Below are 14,907 nucleotides of genomic sequence, written 5' to 3' on the forward strand. Positions count from 1 at the left end.
CTTCGGCATCATCGCCACGGAGAACGGCTGGAACCTCTACGTCGGCGGCAACGGCGGCACGACCCCGCGCCACGCCGAACTTCTGGTGTCCGATGCGTTCGTTCAGCAGGTCCTCGAGCTCCGGGATCGTGCGCCGCTCGAGCAGCATGTCCCAGTGGGTGCGCGGCGGCTTGACCTTCTTCTGCTCGGGCTGCCCGCCATCGACGATCTCCGATTCGCTGCCGTGCAGGCGGCACTCCCAGACCGTCGGGATCTCGGCGTCGTCGGAGAACGGCACCTCGAACTCGTGGTTCTTCGGGCAGGCGTAGCGCACGGTGCGTCGCGGGGCGAGGTCGTGGTTGCGGTCGGTCTCGTAGCTGACCGCTCCCAGCCGGCTTCCACGAAGAACACGGTCGGCCATGATGGGGTCCTTTCAGTCAGCTCCGGGGTGGAGCCAGGGTGTTGCTCACCCTATGCAACGACCCGCGGCCCCGGAGGATTCCCGGGACACCATGTCGTTGCTCACGATGAGCTGCGTCACCCGCCTGCATTAGCTTCCACTAGTAGGAGGCAGTTCGCGCTCCGGCGTGACGTCAATACGGCCTTCTTAGTGCTGATATCCCCCGGATGGGCTACTCGCGTCTCGCTCAGGTCAACCGTAACTGACCGTGATGGGCGGTAACCGGCCCCAAGTCACCCGCTCGAAAGTGGCGGCGACACAATACCTGATAACGCACGGTAGCGAATTCGGCCTCAAAACGTACTGAAGCTGAAGTTTCAACTACGGATTGTTCGGTATCTGCCACCACGACGGTATCGCCCTCGCGCACCACCTCGCCGTCCACCACCCGCGCGTTGAACCGCCCCGGCAGCCCGCACCAGCACAACACCTCCACCTGAACCGGCTGCAACTCGTCCGCCAGTTCGAACAGACGGGCGGCCCCCGGGAACAACCGGCTCCGGAAGTCCGTCGCGATCCCGAAGCAGTAGACGTCGATCTCCACCTCGTCGGCCAGCTCCGCCAGCTGGTCGACCTGACCGGGGGAGAGGAACTGCGCCTCGTCCACCACCACGTAGTCCACGTGCCGGCCCTGCGCCCACTCCTGCCGCACCAGGTCACGCACGTCGGTGTCCTCACCGACCTCCACCGCCTGCCGGGTCAGCCCGATCCGGCTGGAGATCTGCGGCGCCCCCGAACGGTCGTGGCGCACCAGCACCAGCCCCCGGCGCCCCTGCCGCGCGTGGTTGTGGTCGATCTGCAGCGCCAGCGTCGACTTCCCGCAGTCCATCGGCCCGTAGCAGAACTTCAGCCTGCCCACCGGCGGCGTCCCGCGCCGCGAACCCGCCGCGGGAACCGACGACAGGGCATCGGTGGGATCAGAGCCGGCGGCGTCGTCGATCAAGGTCACGACGCCCGACCCTATCGGTGGCTACAGAACCTCCGGCGGGGTGTTGCCCGCCGCCACGATCGCCCGCCGCACCGGCACCAGCCACACCAGCACCAAACCGGCCGCGAAGAAGATCACCAACGCGATGATGGCCAGCCGGAACGACCCCGTCGCCTGCCCGACCCCGGCGAACACCAGCGGCCCCAGCCACGACGTCCCGCGCTCGCCCACGACGTAGAGCGAGTAGTACTGCGCGTCCTTGCCCGCCGGGATCATCTGGCTGAACAACGACCGCGACAACGCGTTCGTCCCGCCCAGCACCAGCCCGATCCCCACCGCCACCGCCAGGAACTGCACCATCTGCCGCGGCTGCACGAAGTACGCCCCGCCCAGCACCACGATCCACACCACCAGACTGCCCAGGATCGTCCGCTTCGCCCCCCACCGCCGCGCCACCAGCCCGTGCACCGTCCCACCCAGGTACGCCACGAACTGGATCACCAGGATCGTGACGATCAGCACGCTGTTGCCGAACCCCAGCTCGTCCTTGCCGTACTGCGCCGACACCGTCACCACCGTGTTGATCCCATCGGTGAAGACCAGGTAACTGCCCAGGAACGCCAGCGTCAGCGGATACGCCTTCGCCGCCACCAGCGTCTGCCGCAGCTCCGTGAACCCCGCCCGCAGCACCGACCGCCCCGGCGCGACGTCCACCGGCACGTGCCGGCGGGGGAGCCGCCGCACCGCCGGGATGGTGAACGCCGCCCACCACAGCCCCGACGTCAGGAAGCAGATCTGCACCGCCAGGTCCTGATCCACCCCGAACAGGTCGTGCTGCAGGTAGAACCCCAGCTGCAACGCCAGCGCCAGCCCGCCACCCAGGTACCCGAACGCCCAGCCCTTCGCCGAAATGCCGTCCCGCTCATCCGGCCCGCCGATGTCGGCCAGGAACGAGTAGTAGACGACCAGCGAACCCCCGTACCCGATGTTCGCCACGATGAACAGCGCCGCACCCAGCTGCCAGTCCGAGCCCGTCAGGAAGAACATCCCCGCCGCGGCCGCCGCACCCAGGAACGCGAACCCGCCCAGGATCCGCCGCTTGTTGTGACTGCGATCCGCCACCGCACCCGCGATCGGCAGCACCAGCACCTGCACCACCGTCGCCACCGACAGCAGGTACCCCCACACCGAACCCGCCGGAAAGTGCAGCCCGAACAACGTCACGTCGCAGTGGTGCAGCGTGTCCGCCTTGCCCGCCGCGTCCAAGCACGCGCGGTCCCCGTTAAGGGTGATGTTCGCCTTCGCGTCCGCCGCCGCGATCGAGCTCATCGACAGCGCCCCGAACACCGTCGTCGTCGACGAATAGAACGGCGAATTCGCCCAGTCGTAGAAATACCAGCCCCAGCGCTCGCGCTTGGTCGAGCGCGTCCCGGCCAGCGTCATCCACGGCTCCTTCGGGTCAAGAACTTCCAGGTCAGCGCGGAGACTACGGGGACGCGCCGGCCGCCGAGAACGCCCCACCGAAACCGTGTCCGGTTTGTCGCTTCGTGATCATCCACCACCCCGCCACGACACCCGGTTCGCCCCTCACGGCGTGTCGCCGGCAAAAGTGAACAGTGTTTCATGTGAGACTTGAGCGCCGATCGTGTCTGTTGTGGTCAGTGGGACACGCTCCTACTGTGCACCCATGATCCAGAACCGCCGACGCACCGTGACGAGCCTCCTGCTCCTCGCCCTCGCCGCCATGGGTCTGCCGCTGCTCAACCCCGCCACCGCCGCCGCCGACCCCGCGGCGGGCGCCTGGGCCAAACTCCGCATGTGCGAGTCCAGCGGCCGCTACGCCACCAACACCGGCAACGGCTACTACGGCGCCTACCAGTTCGACCTGCCCACCTGGCGCAGCGTCGGCGGCCAAGGCCGCCCCGACCAGGTCGCCCCCGCCGAACAGGACTACCGCGCCCTCTACCTCTACCGCATGCGCGGCTGGCAACCCTGGCAATGCGCCGGAATGCTCAAACTCGCGGCCGACGCCGACGCCCGCAGCAAACGCGTCCCCAGCTACACCGAATCCGCCTACATCGGCGGGGGAGGCCTGCCCACCCCGCCACCCGGCCCCGGCGGCCCCCGCCCCGCCTGGCCCGGCGTCGTCTACTCCTACGGCGACTGCGCCGACGCCCTCAAGACCTTCCAGCTCCGCATGAACGCCTTCGGCTACGGCTTCACCGGCACCGGCTGCTACCTCGACAAGACCCGCACCGCCGTCCTCGACCTCCAGCGCGCCAACGGCATCAAGGACAGCGGCCTCCTCGGCCCCAAGACCTGGGAAGCCGCCTGGACCGGCAAACCACCCCGCTGACCACTCACGACTCCTGCGACTGCTGCCACTTGCCCCGCTCGATCAGCACCTCACGCAGCAGATCCGGCCGGTCCGTCACGATCCCGTGCACCCCCAGGTCCAGCAGCATCCGCATCTCCGCCGGATCATCGATCGTCCACGTGTGCACCTCGATACCCGACCGCCCCGCCATCGCCAGGAACGCCTTGTCCACCACCCGCAACACCCCCTGCCGCACCGGCACCTGGGCCATCGCCCCCAGCACCAGCCGCCCGAGCGGCAGCAGCGGCAACCGGCCCCGCGCCCACAACGCGAACGCCGACCGCGGCCCCATCGCCGTCACCAGCCGCGGCCCCGCCAGCTTCCGCAACCGCACCAGCCGCGCGTCCGAAAACGCCGCCCCCGCCACCCGGTCGAACGCCCCCGTCCGCTCCAGCACCCGCACGAACGGCTCCACCGCCCGATCCGCCTTCACATCGACGTTGAACCGGGCGTCCGGCAACTCCTCCAGGACGTCCTCCAGCCGCGACAACGGCGCCTTCCCACCCACCTTGACGTTCTTCAGCTGCGCCCACGTCTGCGCCGCGATCGGCCCGGTCCCGTCCGTGGTCCGATCCAGGTTCGGATCGTGGTGGACCACCACCACACCGTCCGCCGTCGCGTGCACGTCCGTCTCGAGGTACCGGTACCCCTCCGCGCACGCCCGCTTGAACGCCGGCAACGAGTTCTCCAACCCCTCGAGGTCACCGAGGTGCCACCCCCGGTGCGCGAAAGCACGGGGGACCGGGTCGGCCAGGTACGGAAACGAAGCCTGCATCCCCCAAGTGTGCCCTTCCGCCATGACCCCGGCATGAGCAAACGGTGGCCAGCTAGGGTCTCCCGGGTGAGGGAAGCCGCCGAACTGACCCAGCCGACCACGATCGACATCGCCCCGGCCCGCCGAGGCGCCCCCAAGCACTGCGGCTGGTGCGGACGACGCCTCCCCGAAGGCGGCAACGTCGGCCGCCGCCGGCGCTACTGCGGCCAATCCTGCCGCCAGCGCGCCTACGAACGCCGCACGGCCCTGCAACGCAGCGGCCTCCCCGAAGACGCCGTCGTGCTCTCCGACACCGAGATCGCCGCCCTCCAGGACCGCCTCTTCCAGCTCCGCTGCGCCGCCGAGGACATCGTCACCGCCGCCGACGACGGCGCCGACCCCCGAGAACTCCGCAGCCTCGCCGCCGAAATCGCCCGCGCGGCCAAGGACCTCGAACAACTCCGCTGACCCCACCGGACGACACGCGTACCCCGACGGACGACACGCCGGCACCCAGCCCGCCAACCCGTGTCGTCCCTTCAAACACGCGTGTCGTCCATTCAGGCACGCGTGTCGTCCATCGGAGTACTCAGCCCAAGCCGTCCAGGGCCCGGTATGTCCGGTTGCTCGCCGCCGCCGCGCGCTGCTCACGGCCCGTCGCCTCGATGTAGTTCTGGCTCGTCGCCAAGCTCGCGTGCCCCAGCAACGCCATGATCTCCGACGCCGTCGCCCCGTCCTCCGCCAGCCGCGTCGCGAACGTGTGCCGCAACGCGTGCAGATTCGCCCCCACCGGCACCCGGTCGTGCAACCCCGCACCCCGGTAACACGACTTCACCAGGTACTCCAGCGCACCCCGCCCGATCGGCTCACCCGCCCGATCCAGCAGCAACGGCGAACCAGGGGAGAACCGCACGTTCGGGAACCGCACCCGGCACGACTCCCGGTACCGCTCGATCAGCTCCGCCAGCACCGGCTGCACCGGGATCGACCGATCCCGGCTGCCCTTCCCCTTCACGTGCAACCGCAGCTCACCGGCGCGCCCCACCAGCGACCGCGACGTCAGCGCGCGCATCTCCGCCGCCCGCAACCCCGCCACCAGCCCCAGCGCGATCACCAGCACGTCCCGCTCCGGCCACGGATCCCGCGCGCGCCGCGACCCCGCGGCCGCCGCCGACAACAGCTGCTCCGGGGTTTCCTCGCCCCGCAACGGCTTCGGCGTCAACGCCGGCGTCCGCGGCCGCGCCACCGCGCCCATCGGATTGCCCGCCAGGAGCCCGTCGGCCACGCAGAACGTCAGGAACTGGTTCCAGGTCGACCACGCCCGCAGCACCGAGCTCTTCGCGTGCCCGTCCGCGAACGCGCCGAACGCCGCCCGCAGCGCCGGCCCGGTGAGGTCGGCCACCTCGAGGTCCTCGGCCGGACGGCCGAGCTCCGAAACCAGGAGAGTGGTGATGCCGGCGAGATCGCGGCGGTAGGCGTCGGTGGTGTGCGGGGAGTCCTTGCGTGGCCGGCGGGCCGCGAAGAAGGCTTGCTGGGCCTCGGAAACCTTCATGTGGATCTTGTACCGCACGCCACCGACAGTTTCCGCGGCCGGGCCCGAACCCGGCATTTCATGCATAATTGCCATTATGCATGAAATGCCGATCTGACCCAGGATCTTCCCCTGGGGGACACGACACTTCTCCCGAGGCCGGTTCGAGCCTTCGGGCACCCGGTGTACGCCAGTGCGGGGCGTGCGCACACATGTTCGACGCAGCTCGGCCGGCGACCTCGGGTCCGGGAGCCCGGAGGCCGCCGATCCGTGGTCGCCAACCGTGCTGCACGGCACCTACAGCGCGACCAAACCTCAGACAGTTTCGTCACCGTGACGTTTTGAGGTCGAGTGGCCGGACATCGGGCTCGCGTCTCTCAGGGGATGCTCTCGAGCCTCTCAGGGCTCAGCTCGGCCGTCTACTGGCCGGACAGGAGGCCGAAACCCTGACGGGAGCCGTCCTGGCGAAGCGAACGCTCCTGCAGTCCGGACGGCACCCGACCCCGGATCCGACCCCTCCCGGGCTGTCCGTCCAGCACGCCCCCAAGTGCCGATAATGTACATTATGTCAAGTAATGTCAGTGCCAGTCGCTGATCATCACGTCCCGCGGTGCCGGGGCGCCCTCCCCGGTTTCCACGAGCTGCTTGAGACTCATCAGGTAGATCGCCCACTTCGTGCTGCAGTGGTGCATGAACTCGACCGCCTCGCGCCAGCCTTCGTGCTTGAACAGCACGATCGTGTAGTCGTCGCGCTTCTCGAGCTCCCAGCGGATCGTCGTGCCGAGCCACTCCGGCGGCCCGTCGACGACTTCCCAGCGGACGAGCCGGCCCGGGTCGCGTTCGAGGACCTTCATGTCGAAACCGCCCGGGATGAAGCGGAACGCGATGACGCCGCCGGGTTCGGTGCTGCCTTCGGTCTTCTCGGTCCACCAGCCGGCGAGGCCGTCGATGGTGGTGAGCGCGTCGTAGACCTGGTCCGGGGTGGCGTGGTGGATGCCGATGCGGTGCAGGATGTCCATTTTCTACGGCTTTCTCTTCTTCTCGATGGTTTCGGCGATGGTCTTGATGCGGCGGAGCCGGGCGTCCCAGGCGTTGCCGACGTCGGTGAGCTGGGCGACGGCGCGGGCGAGCTGGGTTTCGTCGACGTGGAACTGCTTTTCGCGGCCGGCGCTGCGGGCGTGGACGAGGCCGGCGCGGTCGAGGACGGCGAGGTGCTTGGCGACGGCCTGGCGAGTGACCGGCAGGTGTTCGCTGAGGCTGGTCGCGGTGCCGCTCCCCTGGCTGAGCAGCAGGTCGAGCATGCGGCGGCGGGTGGGGTCGCCGACGGCCGACCAGAGGTCGTCGTCCACGGCGGTGGTCACCGGGTGGCTCCGAGCTTGGCGGCGCAGGCGGGCAGGCGGGGCAGGAAGTGGTCCCAGCCGGTGACGTGGTCGGCGTATTCGGCGGCGATCTTGGCTTCGTCCCAGCCGCGTTCGCGGAAGCCGGTTTCGGTCATCTTGAGGCGGGTGCCGGTGGCGGTGGGTTCGAGTTCGAAGACGACGAGGAAGGAGTTGCCGGGTGCGGCGGTCTCCCCTTCGGCGTGGGTCCAGCGGAAGGAGAAGTGCCGGGGTGGGCTGGCGTCGACGACGGTGAAGCGGACCCAGGAGCCGCCGAAGCCGATGCGGCCGTCTCCCCCGGGTTCGACGGGGTATTCGGCTTCGTCGGGCCACCATTCGCGGAGGTGTTCGGGGCTGCTGATGACGTCGAAGACGACGTCGGGGTGGGCGTCGATGTGGATTTCGCGTTCGATGCTGCCGTGTTCCATGCGAGGCTCCTTGTGCAACGTTCGGTTGCATGTCACGTTAGCTCGGCGGGCGCCGATGTGCAACCATCGGTTGCGCGTAGGTCCTTCTGGACCCAGGCGACGTCGTGCCAGGCGCCGTGTTTCCAGCCGACCTGCCGGTAGACGCCGGCGGGCGTGAAGCCGAGGGCGCGGTGGAGCCCGGCGCTGGCCTCGTTGGGCAGGGTCATGCCGGCGAAGGCGCGGTGGAACCCGCGGTCGCGCAGCCGCTCGAAGAGCGTTTCGTAGAGGGCGCGGCCGGCGCCGGTGCGGCGACGGCCGCGCTCGAGGTAGATGCTCGTTCCGCAGGACCAGCGGTAGGCGGCGCGTTCGGCGAAGCGGGTGGCGTAGGCGTAGCCGGCGACGTGGCCGTCGTCTTCGAGGACGAACCAGGCGTGCGCGGCGGAGATGCGGCGGGCCATTTCGGCGGTGTCGGGCGGCTCGGTTTCGAAGGAGATGGCGGTGTCGGTGACGTAGGGCGCGTAGAGGGTGGCGCAGGCGGCGGCGTCGTCCGGGGTGGCAGCTCGAATCATGGCTCTTATGGTAGCCGTGCTGGCTCGTATAGTATCCCGGTTATGACCGATCCCCTGACGACCCGCCTGGCCGCCACCGTGCACGCCGCCCGGACGTCGCACGGCCTCTCGGCCGCGGCGCTCGCCGACCGGTCGGGGGTGTCGCGGGCGATGATCGGCAAGATCGAGCGCGGTGACGTGCAGCCGACGGCGGCGTTGCTGGCGAAGCTGTCGGCGGCGCTGGGCCTGACATTGTCGGAGCTGATCGCGCGAGCCGAGGGCGACGAGCGCCGGCTCGCGAGGGCGGCGGAGCAGCCGGTGTGGGTGGATCCGGACACCGGGTACCGGCGGCGGTCGGTCTCCCCCGCGGCCGGGCGGCCGCTGGAGCTGGTCGAGGTGCAACTGCCGGCCGGCGCGGAGGTGCCGTTGACGTCGGGGACGTATGCGTTCCTGCACCAGCAGATCTGGGTGCTGGACGGGCGGTTGCGGTTCCACGAGGGGGCGCAGGTGCACGAGCTGGATGCCGGAGATTGCCTCCAGCTGGGGCCGGCGGCGGACTGTGTGTTCGTGAACCCGGGCGAGGTGCCGTGCCGGTACCTGGTCGCGCTGGTGAAGCGGAGTGCTTGATCAGCCGGGAGGGAGCCCGAGGGCCGCCACGGACGAATCGAGCCAGGCGTCGAGGAAGCGGTCCGGGGCCAGGTCGCCAGGGGTGTGTCCGATGAGGACGTCGAGGATCGGGTAGTAGGTCAGGGACGCGACGAGCACCGCGGCGGTGGCTTCGGGGTCGGGCACCGAGACTCTCCCCTGGTCCCGCAGCGTGGTGATCCATGCGGTGCCGCGGCGGTAGACGGTGGCGACGACACCTTGCCACATCTGCTCGAACAGCTCGGGGAAGCCGGTGAATTCGCGGATCATCAGGCGGATGAGGTCGCGGTCGGCGGCCATGAAGGCCCAGACGACGTCGGCGAGGACGCGCAGGGCTTCGCGGGGGTCGTCGGGTAGCCGAGCGTCGGAGGTGGCAGCGGTACGGGTGGCCAGGCGCTCGAGGTTGTCGTGCACGGCCGCCTCGAGGAGGGCGGCTTTGGACGGGAAGTGCTTGTAGAGCGCGCCGCTGCCGGGGTTGAGGCCGCAGGCGGCTTGGATGTCGGCGACGGAGGTGGCGTCGTAGCCGCGGGTGGCGAAGAGGCGGACGGCCTCGTCGAGGATGCGGCGGCGGGTGACGCCGGGGGTTGTTCGAGCCATAGTGAGAAACTACTCTCTTTCTATGGTGGAAGTGACGGTCGAAGAGTTCGTGTCGTGCTCGCCGGGCGCCTTTCTCGCGCTGGTCATGGACCCGCGGCGGTATGCGGAGGTCGACCGCAAGTTGGGTCCGATCGACTGGGTGCGCCGGGAGGGCGACGTCACCGAGTTCCGGTTCCGCTCGGCTTTGCCCGGGCTGGGGCTGGGGCCGAAGGTCGTGTCGAGGATGACGCTGACTCCGGGACAGCGGGTCGACGTGCAGCTGCCGGACCGGCCGGAAAACCGCCTCGCCCGCCGGTTTTCGACGTTCGAGGCGCACTTCGAGTGCGTGCCGGCGGAGGGTGGGATCCGGGTGCGGCGGCGGATCGCGTTCGGGTTCGCCGCTCCCCTGCGCTGGCTCGTCGAACCGGTCCTGCGGCGCAGGCTGCGGGCGGACGTCGAGCAGGAAGTCGACGGCGCGAAGCGGCTGCTCGAGCGTTGACTGAAGCAATGAATCAGTGCTTCACTTCTTGACGTGCCCTACCGCCGCACCCCGAAGGTGCAGGAACGCCTCGACGCCCAGCGCGAGACGATCATCGCCGCCGCGACCCGGCAGCTGGCCGAACACGGCTACGGCGGCTGCTCCGTCGCCGCCGTGGCCGAGCGAGCCAGGGTGGCCGTCGGCAGTGTCTACCGGCACTTCCCCACCAAAGCCGACCTCGTCGTGCACGTCTTCCGGCAGGTCGTGACGCGGGAGGTCGAAGCGGTCCGCACGGCGTCGGCGGAGGCGGGCGCCCCGGCCGAGCGGGTCCTGGCGGCCGTCGACACCTTCGCCCAGCGCGCGCTCAAGGCGCCGAAGCAGGCGTACGCCCTGCTCGCCGAGCCGGTCGACGCGCTCATCGACGCCGAGCGGCTGGAGTTCCGGCGGGCCTACACCGAGGTCATCGCCGAGCACGTCGCCGCCGGCGTCCGGGACGGCGTGCTGCCGCCCCAAGACGGCCGGCTCACCGCGGCCGCGCTGGTCGGGGCCGCCGCCGAAGTCCTGATCGGGCCGTTGACCAGCGGAAACGCCGGTGACGTCGCCGAGCTTCGCACGTTCATCCTTCGCGCTCTAGGAGGTTCCGATGCCCGCCACGCATGAGGTCACCAACCAGGTCCCGCCGCTGGTGGGCCACGACGTCGCCGACGACCCGGCGCTGCTGGCCGGCCTCGAGCGGGCCGGGGCGGGCTGGGCGGCCGGCGAACTGCACGAGCTGGGCCGGCTGGCCGGCACCGAGCAGGCGCAGGAGTGGGGCCGGCTGGTCAACGAGAACGAGCCGGTGCTGCGCACGCACGACCGGTACGGCCACCGGATCGACGAGGTCGAGTTCCACCCGTACTGGCACGAGCTGATGAAGGTCGCGACGGCCCACGGCTTGCACGGCACGCCGTGGCAGGACCCGCGTGAGGGCGTCCACGCGGCGCGGGCGGCGAAGTTCTACGTCTGGGGCCAGGTCGAGGCCGGGCACAGCTGCCCGATTTCGATGACCTACGCGGCGATCCCGGCCCTGCGGGCGGCCCCGGAGCTGGCGGCGCGCTACGAGCCGCTGCTGGCGGCGACCGAGTACGACTTCGGCCTGCGCGAGCCCGGCACCAAGCGCGGGCTGCTCGCGGGGATGTCGATGACCGAGAAGCAGGGCGGCTCGGACGTCCGGGCGAACACGACGACCGCGACCCCGGCCGCCGACGGCAGCTACACCCTGGTCGGGCACAAGTGGTTCACCTCGGCGCCGATGTGCGACATGTTCCTGACGCTGGCGCAGGCGCCGGGCGGGCTGTCGTGCTTCCTGCTCCCCCGCGTCCTGCCGGACGGCTCGCGCAACCCGATCCGGCTGCAGCGGCTGAAGGACAAGCTGGGCAACCGGTCGAACGCCTCGTCGGAGATCGAGTACGACCACGCGGTCGGCTGGCTGGTCGGCGAGGAGGGCCGCGGGGTCCGCACGATCATCGAGATGGTCAACAACACCCGGCTGGACTGCACGCTGGGCAGCGCGTCGGGCATGCGGCTGGGGGCGGTGCGCGCGGTGCACCACGCGACCCACCGGCGGGCGTTCGGCAAGGCGCTGATCGACCAGCCGCTGATGGCGAACGTCCTGGCCGACCTGGTCCTGGAGTCCGAGGCGGCGACGACGGTGGCGATGCGGCTGGCCGCGGCGGGCGACCGGCGCGACGACGAGCAGGAGCAGGCGTTCCGCCGGCTGGGGCTCGCGGTGTCGAAGTACTGGGTGTGCAAGCGGGCGCCGGTGCACGCGGCCGAGGCCCTGGAGTGCTTCGGCGGCAACGGGTACGTCGAGGAGTCGGGCATGCCGCGGCTGTACCGGGAGGCGCCGTTGTCGTCGATCTGGGAGGGCTCGGGCAACGTCGCGGCGCTGGACGCGTTGCGGGCGATGGGCCGGCAGCCGGAATCGGTGGCGGCGTTCTTCGCCGAGGTCGAGCGGGCCGCCGGGGGCGACGCCCGGCTCGACGACGCCGTGGACCGCGTCCGCAAGGAGCTGACGGACCTGGACGGCATCGAGTACCGGGCCCGGCGGGTCGTCGAGTCGATGGCACTGGTGCTGCAGGGTTCCCTGCTGGTCCGCCACGGCCACCCGGCGGTGGCGGACGCGTTCTGCGCGTCCCGCTTCGGCGGCGACTGGGGCATCGCCTTCGGCACGCTCCCGGCCGGCGTGGACACGGGAGCGATCCTCGAGCGCGCCGCGGTGCGTTAGCCGACGCGCTCGGCCCGCTGCCGGGCCAGTTCCTCGACCGCGCTGGGCAGGGTGGTCTCGAAGTCGATCAGCTTGGCCCAGGTCGGGGTGATGACGACGCGGACCATGCCGTCGTAGAGCGAGCGGACCTCGCGTTCCCACTCGACGCGCTGTTCGGGGGTCATCCGGTAGGTGCCGTTCAGCTGCAGGTACTCCTCCGGGATGCCGTCGACGACGTCCAGTTCCGCGCGGCCGCGGACGAGGAGGATCTTGGGCGGGTGGACCTCGGTGTCGATGGTCAGGGCGACCGCGGGGTTGGCGCGCAGGGACGGCAGCTTCGGGGAGTTCTTCGTCGTGCACAGGACGATCTGCGTGCCGTTCCAGGTGAAGGCGATCGGGATGCTGCGCGGGGTGCCGTCCTTGGCGACGTAGGCCAGCCGGGTCACGTCGCGGGCCAGCAGCTCGCGGCTGAGCGGGCGGTCGAGGACCTCGGCGATCTCGTTCGGCTGCATGGTCGTTCTCCTTGTCCGGTGGCTTGTTCCGCCCCGGGGACGGAGCCGCCCGGACGTTCTCGACACGCGCCGCGAAGTTTTTTCAGCGGCCGAGGGCGTCGAGCGCGCCGGCGACCGCGGCGGCCTTGAGGTCGGCGACCGGGACGTCGGGGAACTGCATGCAGACGTCCTGCAGGCCACCGAGCGCGAGGATGGCCCGGGCCTGCTGGTCGAGGGTGGGTGCCGGGCCGCAGATCAGCGCGGTGAGGCGGGTCCGCCAGGCCAGGACGCGGTCGATGAGCCCGAGGTCGGCCAGGGTCGGCATCTCGGCCAGCAGCATGACGACGTCGGCGCGGTGGCGGTGGTTGAAGTCGAAGAAGCCTTCGATCAGCTCGCGCACCGGGGCGTCGCCGCGGGCTTCCTGGGCGAGGAGGAACTCCTCGCCGTCGTCGAGCAGCGGCTGGACGATGCTGAGGATGAGGTCGTCGCGCGACGGGAAGTGGTAGTAGAGCGCGGGTTTGGTGATGCCGAGCCGGTCGGCGATGTCCTGCAGGCTGGTGCGCTGGACGCCTTGGCTGGTGAACAGGTCGCGGGCGACGTCGAGGATGCGCTGCTTGGTGTCGGACGGTTTCGGCACCGCCCCAGCATAACTGACTTAACGATAGGTAAGGAACTGTGGTACAACTTACCTACCGTTAAGTCAGGGAGGTACTCATGCGGATCCTCGTTTCCGGCGCGAGCATCGCCGGCCCGGTACTGGCGTACTGGCTCACCCGTCACGGCTTCGACGTCACCGTCGTCGAGCGCGCACCACACCTGCGCAAGACCGGCGGCCACGCCGTCGACCTCTTCCGGCCGGCCATGGACATCACCGAACGGATGGGCGTCCTGCCCCGCGTCGAGGCCGTCGCCACCGGCACCACCCGGATGACGCTGCACCGCGAAGGCAGCCACAAGCCCCTGCACGTGAACCTGTCGAAGGTCTTCCAGGCCACCTCCGACCGGCACGTCGAGGTGATGCGCGACGACCTGTCCGAGATCTACTACGACGCCGGCCGCGACGACGTCGAGTACCTCTTCGGCGACTCGATCACCGGCATCTCCCCCGACGGCGACGTCACCTTCGAGCACGCCCAGCCGCGCCGCTTCGACATCGTCGTCGGCGCCGACGGGCTGCACTCGAACGTCCGGCGCCTGGTGTTCGGGGAAGAGGCCGGGCTGACGACGTTCATCGGCGCGTACCTGGCGGTGCTGTCCCTGCCGGACACCCTCGGGCTCGACGGCGAGGCGATCACCCACCTCGGCCCCGGCCGCACGGCCTCCCGCTACAGCGCCGCCCACCTCGATGACGCCCGCGCGGTGTTCCTGTTCCGCCGCGACGAGCCGCTCGACTACCACCACCGCGACGTCTCCCGCCAGCAGCAGCTGCTCCGGGCAGCGTTCTCCGGCATGCATCCGCAGGTCGACGGCTGGCTGGCCGGTCTCGACGGCCCGGGCCCGTTCTACTTCGACTCGATCACCCAGCTGCGGCTGGACACGTGGTCCCGCGGCCGGGTGACGCTCGTCGGCGACGCCGGCTACTGCCCGGGGCCGGCCGTCGGCGGAAGCACGAGCCTCGCGGTGCTGGGGGCGTACGTCCTGGCCGGCGAGCTGGCCGAGGCGAACGGGGACCACGAGCGCGCCTTCGCCGCGTATGAGCGGGAGATGGGCGAGCTGGTGCGCCGCAGCCGGGCGTTCGCGGTGGGTGCCGCGCGAAGCCTGATCCCGGCATCACGCGCCGGGGTGTGGGCCCTGGCCCGCGGCGGGCAGCTGGTCTCGGCGCTGCCGGCCGGGCTGACGCGGGTGATCGCCAAGCTCAACACCGGCGGCGTGCGCATGCACGACTCGATGCGGGTCAAGGACTACGCGGTGAAAGCGACGGCATGACGCCGGAGGGAACCCCCAGGTGGCAGCCCCCTCCGGCTACGACGGCGGGGTTCTTCCGAACACGGCCGGACACCGGCGGAAACCGGGCGGGCAGCCACGTCAGCAGCTGAGCCGGGCCGGCGCCGGTCGCCGCGAGGCCGCGCAGGGCGTTGCGGAGGCTCACCATGCCCGTCGCCGCGTCGATGC

At 70.5% G+C, this 14,907-nt stretch carries 20 protein-coding genes; 7 read left to right on the forward strand and 13 right to left on the reverse strand.

All coding sequences use genetic code 11. The annotated features are described in order from the left end of the window. From ACWDN5_RS42155 to ACWDN5_RS42165, 3 genes are all read right to left on the reverse strand, one after another. The coding region (locus ACWDN5_RS42155) for an RNA polymerase-binding protein RbpA (protein WP_449680213.1) at nucleotides 1-400 on the reverse strand (400 nt) is incomplete at its 3' end. A 226-nt stretch (nucleotides 401-626) separates the two neighbouring features. Then, the gene (locus ACWDN5_RS42160; protein ID WP_396136986.1) at nucleotides 627-1,382 is read right to left on the reverse strand and encodes a thymidine kinase; all 756 of its coding nucleotides are present in this window, start codon (nucleotides 1,380-1,382) and stop codon (nucleotides 627-629) included. Between the two features lie 27 nt (nucleotides 1,383-1,409). Then, on the reverse strand, nucleotides 1,410-2,810 hold the full coding sequence (locus ACWDN5_RS42165; protein WP_310976088.1) for an MFS transporter: 1,401 nt from the start codon (nucleotides 2,808-2,810) through the stop codon (nucleotides 1,410-1,412). 244 nt (nucleotides 2,811-3,054) lie between these two features. On the opposite strand from ACWDN5_RS42165, the gene ACWDN5_RS42170 reads away from it, so the two are divergent. Further along, nucleotides 3,055-3,723, forward strand: coding sequence for a transglycosylase family protein (locus tag ACWDN5_RS42170; protein WP_449680214.1), 669 nt, complete (start codon nucleotides 3,055-3,057; stop codon nucleotides 3,721-3,723). Nucleotides 3,724-3,727: 4 nt separating this feature from the next. On the opposite strand, the gene ACWDN5_RS42175 is transcribed toward ACWDN5_RS42170, so the two are convergent. After that, nucleotides 3,728-4,519 (reverse strand): glycerophosphodiester phosphodiesterase, encoded by a 792-nt coding sequence (locus ACWDN5_RS42175; protein ID WP_310976086.1) that lies wholly within the window; start codon nucleotides 4,517-4,519, stop codon nucleotides 3,728-3,730. Nucleotides 4,520-4,585: 66 nt separating this feature from the next. Between ACWDN5_RS42175 and ACWDN5_RS42180 the strand changes: the two genes are divergently transcribed. Beyond that, a complete protein-coding gene (locus tag ACWDN5_RS42180) occupies nucleotides 4,586-4,966 on the forward strand; it encodes a hypothetical protein (RefSeq protein ID WP_310976085.1) in 381 nt (126 codons plus the stop codon). A gap of 121 nt (nucleotides 4,967-5,087) precedes the next feature. On the opposite strand, the gene ACWDN5_RS42185 is transcribed toward ACWDN5_RS42180, so the two are convergent. The 5 genes from ACWDN5_RS42185 to ACWDN5_RS42205 form a co-directional block, all read right to left on the reverse strand. After that, complete coding sequence (locus ACWDN5_RS42185; protein WP_325152217.1) at nucleotides 5,088-6,068, reverse strand: tyrosine-type recombinase/integrase; 981 nt, start codon at nucleotides 6,066-6,068, stop codon at nucleotides 5,088-5,090. 539 nt (nucleotides 6,069-6,607) lie between these two features. Continuing rightward, nucleotides 6,608-7,048 carry an SRPBCC family protein gene (locus tag ACWDN5_RS42190; RefSeq protein WP_449680215.1) on the reverse strand — a complete coding sequence of 147 codons (441 nt, stop codon included), beginning with the start codon at nucleotides 7,046-7,048 and terminating at the stop codon, nucleotides 6,608-6,610. A 3-nt stretch (nucleotides 7,049-7,051) separates the two neighbouring features. Then, nucleotides 7,052-7,390, reverse strand: coding sequence for an ArsR/SmtB family transcription factor (locus tag ACWDN5_RS42195; RefSeq protein WP_310976082.1), 339 nt, complete (start codon nucleotides 7,388-7,390; stop codon nucleotides 7,052-7,054). After that, the gene (locus tag ACWDN5_RS42200; RefSeq protein ID WP_310976081.1) at nucleotides 7,387-7,833 is read right to left on the reverse strand and encodes an SRPBCC domain-containing protein; all 447 of its coding nucleotides are present in this window, start codon (nucleotides 7,831-7,833) and stop codon (nucleotides 7,387-7,389) included. Before ACWDN5_RS42200 ends, ACWDN5_RS42195 begins: the two co-directional genes overlap by 4 nt. A gap of 32 nt (nucleotides 7,834-7,865) precedes the next feature. After that, nucleotides 7,866-8,381 (reverse strand): N-acetyltransferase family protein, encoded by a 516-nt coding sequence (locus ACWDN5_RS42205; protein ID WP_449680216.1) that lies wholly within the window; start codon nucleotides 8,379-8,381, stop codon nucleotides 7,866-7,868. Nucleotides 8,382-8,423: 42 nt separating this feature from the next. Here ACWDN5_RS42205 and ACWDN5_RS42210 point away from each other — a divergent pair, with 42 nt between their 5' ends. Continuing rightward, nucleotides 8,424-8,987, forward strand: a complete 564-nt coding sequence (locus ACWDN5_RS42210; RefSeq protein ID WP_310976079.1) for a helix-turn-helix domain-containing protein — start codon at nucleotides 8,424-8,426, stop codon at nucleotides 8,985-8,987. Here ACWDN5_RS42210 and ACWDN5_RS42215 read toward each other — a convergent pair whose 3' ends face one another. After that, nucleotides 8,988-9,602 carry a TetR/AcrR family transcriptional regulator gene (locus ACWDN5_RS42215; protein WP_449680217.1) on the reverse strand — a complete coding sequence of 205 codons (615 nt, stop codon included), beginning with the start codon at nucleotides 9,600-9,602 and terminating at the stop codon, nucleotides 8,988-8,990. A 22-nt stretch (nucleotides 9,603-9,624) separates the two neighbouring features. On the opposite strand from ACWDN5_RS42215, the gene ACWDN5_RS42220 reads away from it, so the two are divergent. From ACWDN5_RS42220 to ACWDN5_RS42230, 3 genes are read left to right on the forward strand one after another with little or no spacing between them, the layout of a single operon-like run. Beyond that, nucleotides 9,625-10,080: an SRPBCC family protein gene (locus ACWDN5_RS42220; protein ID WP_449680218.1), complete on the forward strand. Its 456-nt coding sequence runs from the start codon at nucleotides 9,625-9,627 to the stop codon at nucleotides 10,078-10,080. 33 nt (nucleotides 10,081-10,113) lie between these two features. Further along, nucleotides 10,114-10,719, forward strand: a complete 606-nt coding sequence (locus ACWDN5_RS42225) for a TetR/AcrR family transcriptional regulator (RefSeq protein ID WP_310976076.1) — start codon at nucleotides 10,114-10,116, stop codon at nucleotides 10,717-10,719. Continuing rightward, entirely contained in the window at nucleotides 10,703-12,325 is a 1,623-nt protein-coding gene (locus tag ACWDN5_RS42230) for an acyl-CoA dehydrogenase family protein (protein ID WP_449680219.1), read from the forward strand. The genes ACWDN5_RS42225 and ACWDN5_RS42230 overlap by 17 nt, the downstream gene beginning before the upstream one ends. On the opposite strand, the gene ACWDN5_RS42235 is transcribed toward ACWDN5_RS42230, so the two are convergent. Both ACWDN5_RS42235 and ACWDN5_RS42240 read right to left on the reverse strand, forming a co-directional pair. Continuing rightward, the gene (locus ACWDN5_RS42235; RefSeq protein ID WP_449680220.1) at nucleotides 12,322-12,816 is read right to left on the reverse strand and encodes a pyridoxamine 5'-phosphate oxidase family protein; all 495 of its coding nucleotides are present in this window, start codon (nucleotides 12,814-12,816) and stop codon (nucleotides 12,322-12,324) included. The two genes, ACWDN5_RS42230 and ACWDN5_RS42235, sit on opposite strands and share 4 nt — an antisense overlap. A gap of 82 nt (nucleotides 12,817-12,898) precedes the next feature. Beyond that, nucleotides 12,899-13,432 carry a TetR/AcrR family transcriptional regulator gene (locus ACWDN5_RS42240; RefSeq protein ID WP_310976073.1) on the reverse strand — a complete coding sequence of 178 codons (534 nt, stop codon included), beginning with the start codon at nucleotides 13,430-13,432 and terminating at the stop codon, nucleotides 12,899-12,901. Nucleotides 13,433-13,509: 77 nt separating this feature from the next. On the opposite strand from ACWDN5_RS42240, the gene ACWDN5_RS42245 reads away from it, so the two are divergent. Then, nucleotides 13,510-14,721, forward strand: a complete 1,212-nt coding sequence (locus ACWDN5_RS42245; RefSeq protein ID WP_449680221.1) for an FAD-dependent monooxygenase — start codon at nucleotides 13,510-13,512, stop codon at nucleotides 14,719-14,721. Here ACWDN5_RS42245 and ACWDN5_RS42250 read toward each other — a convergent pair. Further along, nucleotides 14,690-14,907, reverse strand: a 218-nt coding sequence (locus tag ACWDN5_RS42250) for a hypothetical protein (RefSeq protein WP_449680222.1), incomplete at its 5' end; no start/stop codon positions are given. The genes ACWDN5_RS42245 and ACWDN5_RS42250 overlap by 32 nt on opposite strands.

The organism is Amycolatopsis sp. NPDC003731, from assembly GCF_053586895.1.

Coding starts and splice junctions, on each gene's coding strand:
- ACWDN5_RS42220 (WP_449680218.1), top strand. CDS start 9,625: ATGGTGGAAGTGACGGTCGAAGAGTTCGTGTCGTGCTCGCCGGGCGCC.
- ACWDN5_RS42200 (WP_310976081.1), bottom strand. CDS start 7,833: ATGGAACACGGCAGCATCGAACGCGAAATCCACATCGACGCCCACCCC.
- ACWDN5_RS42245 (WP_449680221.1), top strand. CDS start 13,510: ATGCGGATCCTCGTTTCCGGCGCGAGCATCGCCGGCCCGGTACTGGCG.
- ACWDN5_RS42230 (WP_449680219.1), top strand. CDS start 10,703: ATGCCCGCCACGCATGAGGTCACCAACCAGGTCCCGCCGCTGGTGGGC.
- ACWDN5_RS42210 (WP_310976079.1), top strand. CDS start 8,424: ATGACCGATCCCCTGACGACCCGCCTGGCCGCCACCGTGCACGCCGCC.
- ACWDN5_RS42170 (WP_449680214.1), top strand. CDS start 3,055: ATGATCCAGAACCGCCGACGCACCGTGACGAGCCTCCTGCTCCTCGCC.
- ACWDN5_RS42235 (WP_449680220.1), bottom strand. CDS start 12,816: ATGCAGCCGAACGAGATCGCCGAGGTCCTCGACCGCCCGCTCAGCCGC.
- ACWDN5_RS42165 (WP_310976088.1), bottom strand. CDS start 2,810: ATGACGCTGGCCGGGACGCGCTCGACCAAGCGCGAGCGCTGGGGCTGG.
- ACWDN5_RS42205 (WP_449680216.1), bottom strand. CDS start 8,381: ATGATTCGAGCTGCCACCCCGGACGACGCCGCCGCCTGCGCCACCCTC.
- ACWDN5_RS42190 (WP_449680215.1), bottom strand. CDS start 7,048: ATGGACATCCTGCACCGCATCGGCATCCACCACGCCACCCCGGACCAG.
- ACWDN5_RS42175 (WP_310976086.1), bottom strand. CDS start 4,519: ATGCAGGCTTCGTTTCCGTACCTGGCCGACCCGGTCCCCCGTGCTTTC.
- ACWDN5_RS42215 (WP_449680217.1), bottom strand. CDS start 9,602: ATGGCTCGAACAACCCCCGGCGTCACCCGCCGCCGCATCCTCGACGAG.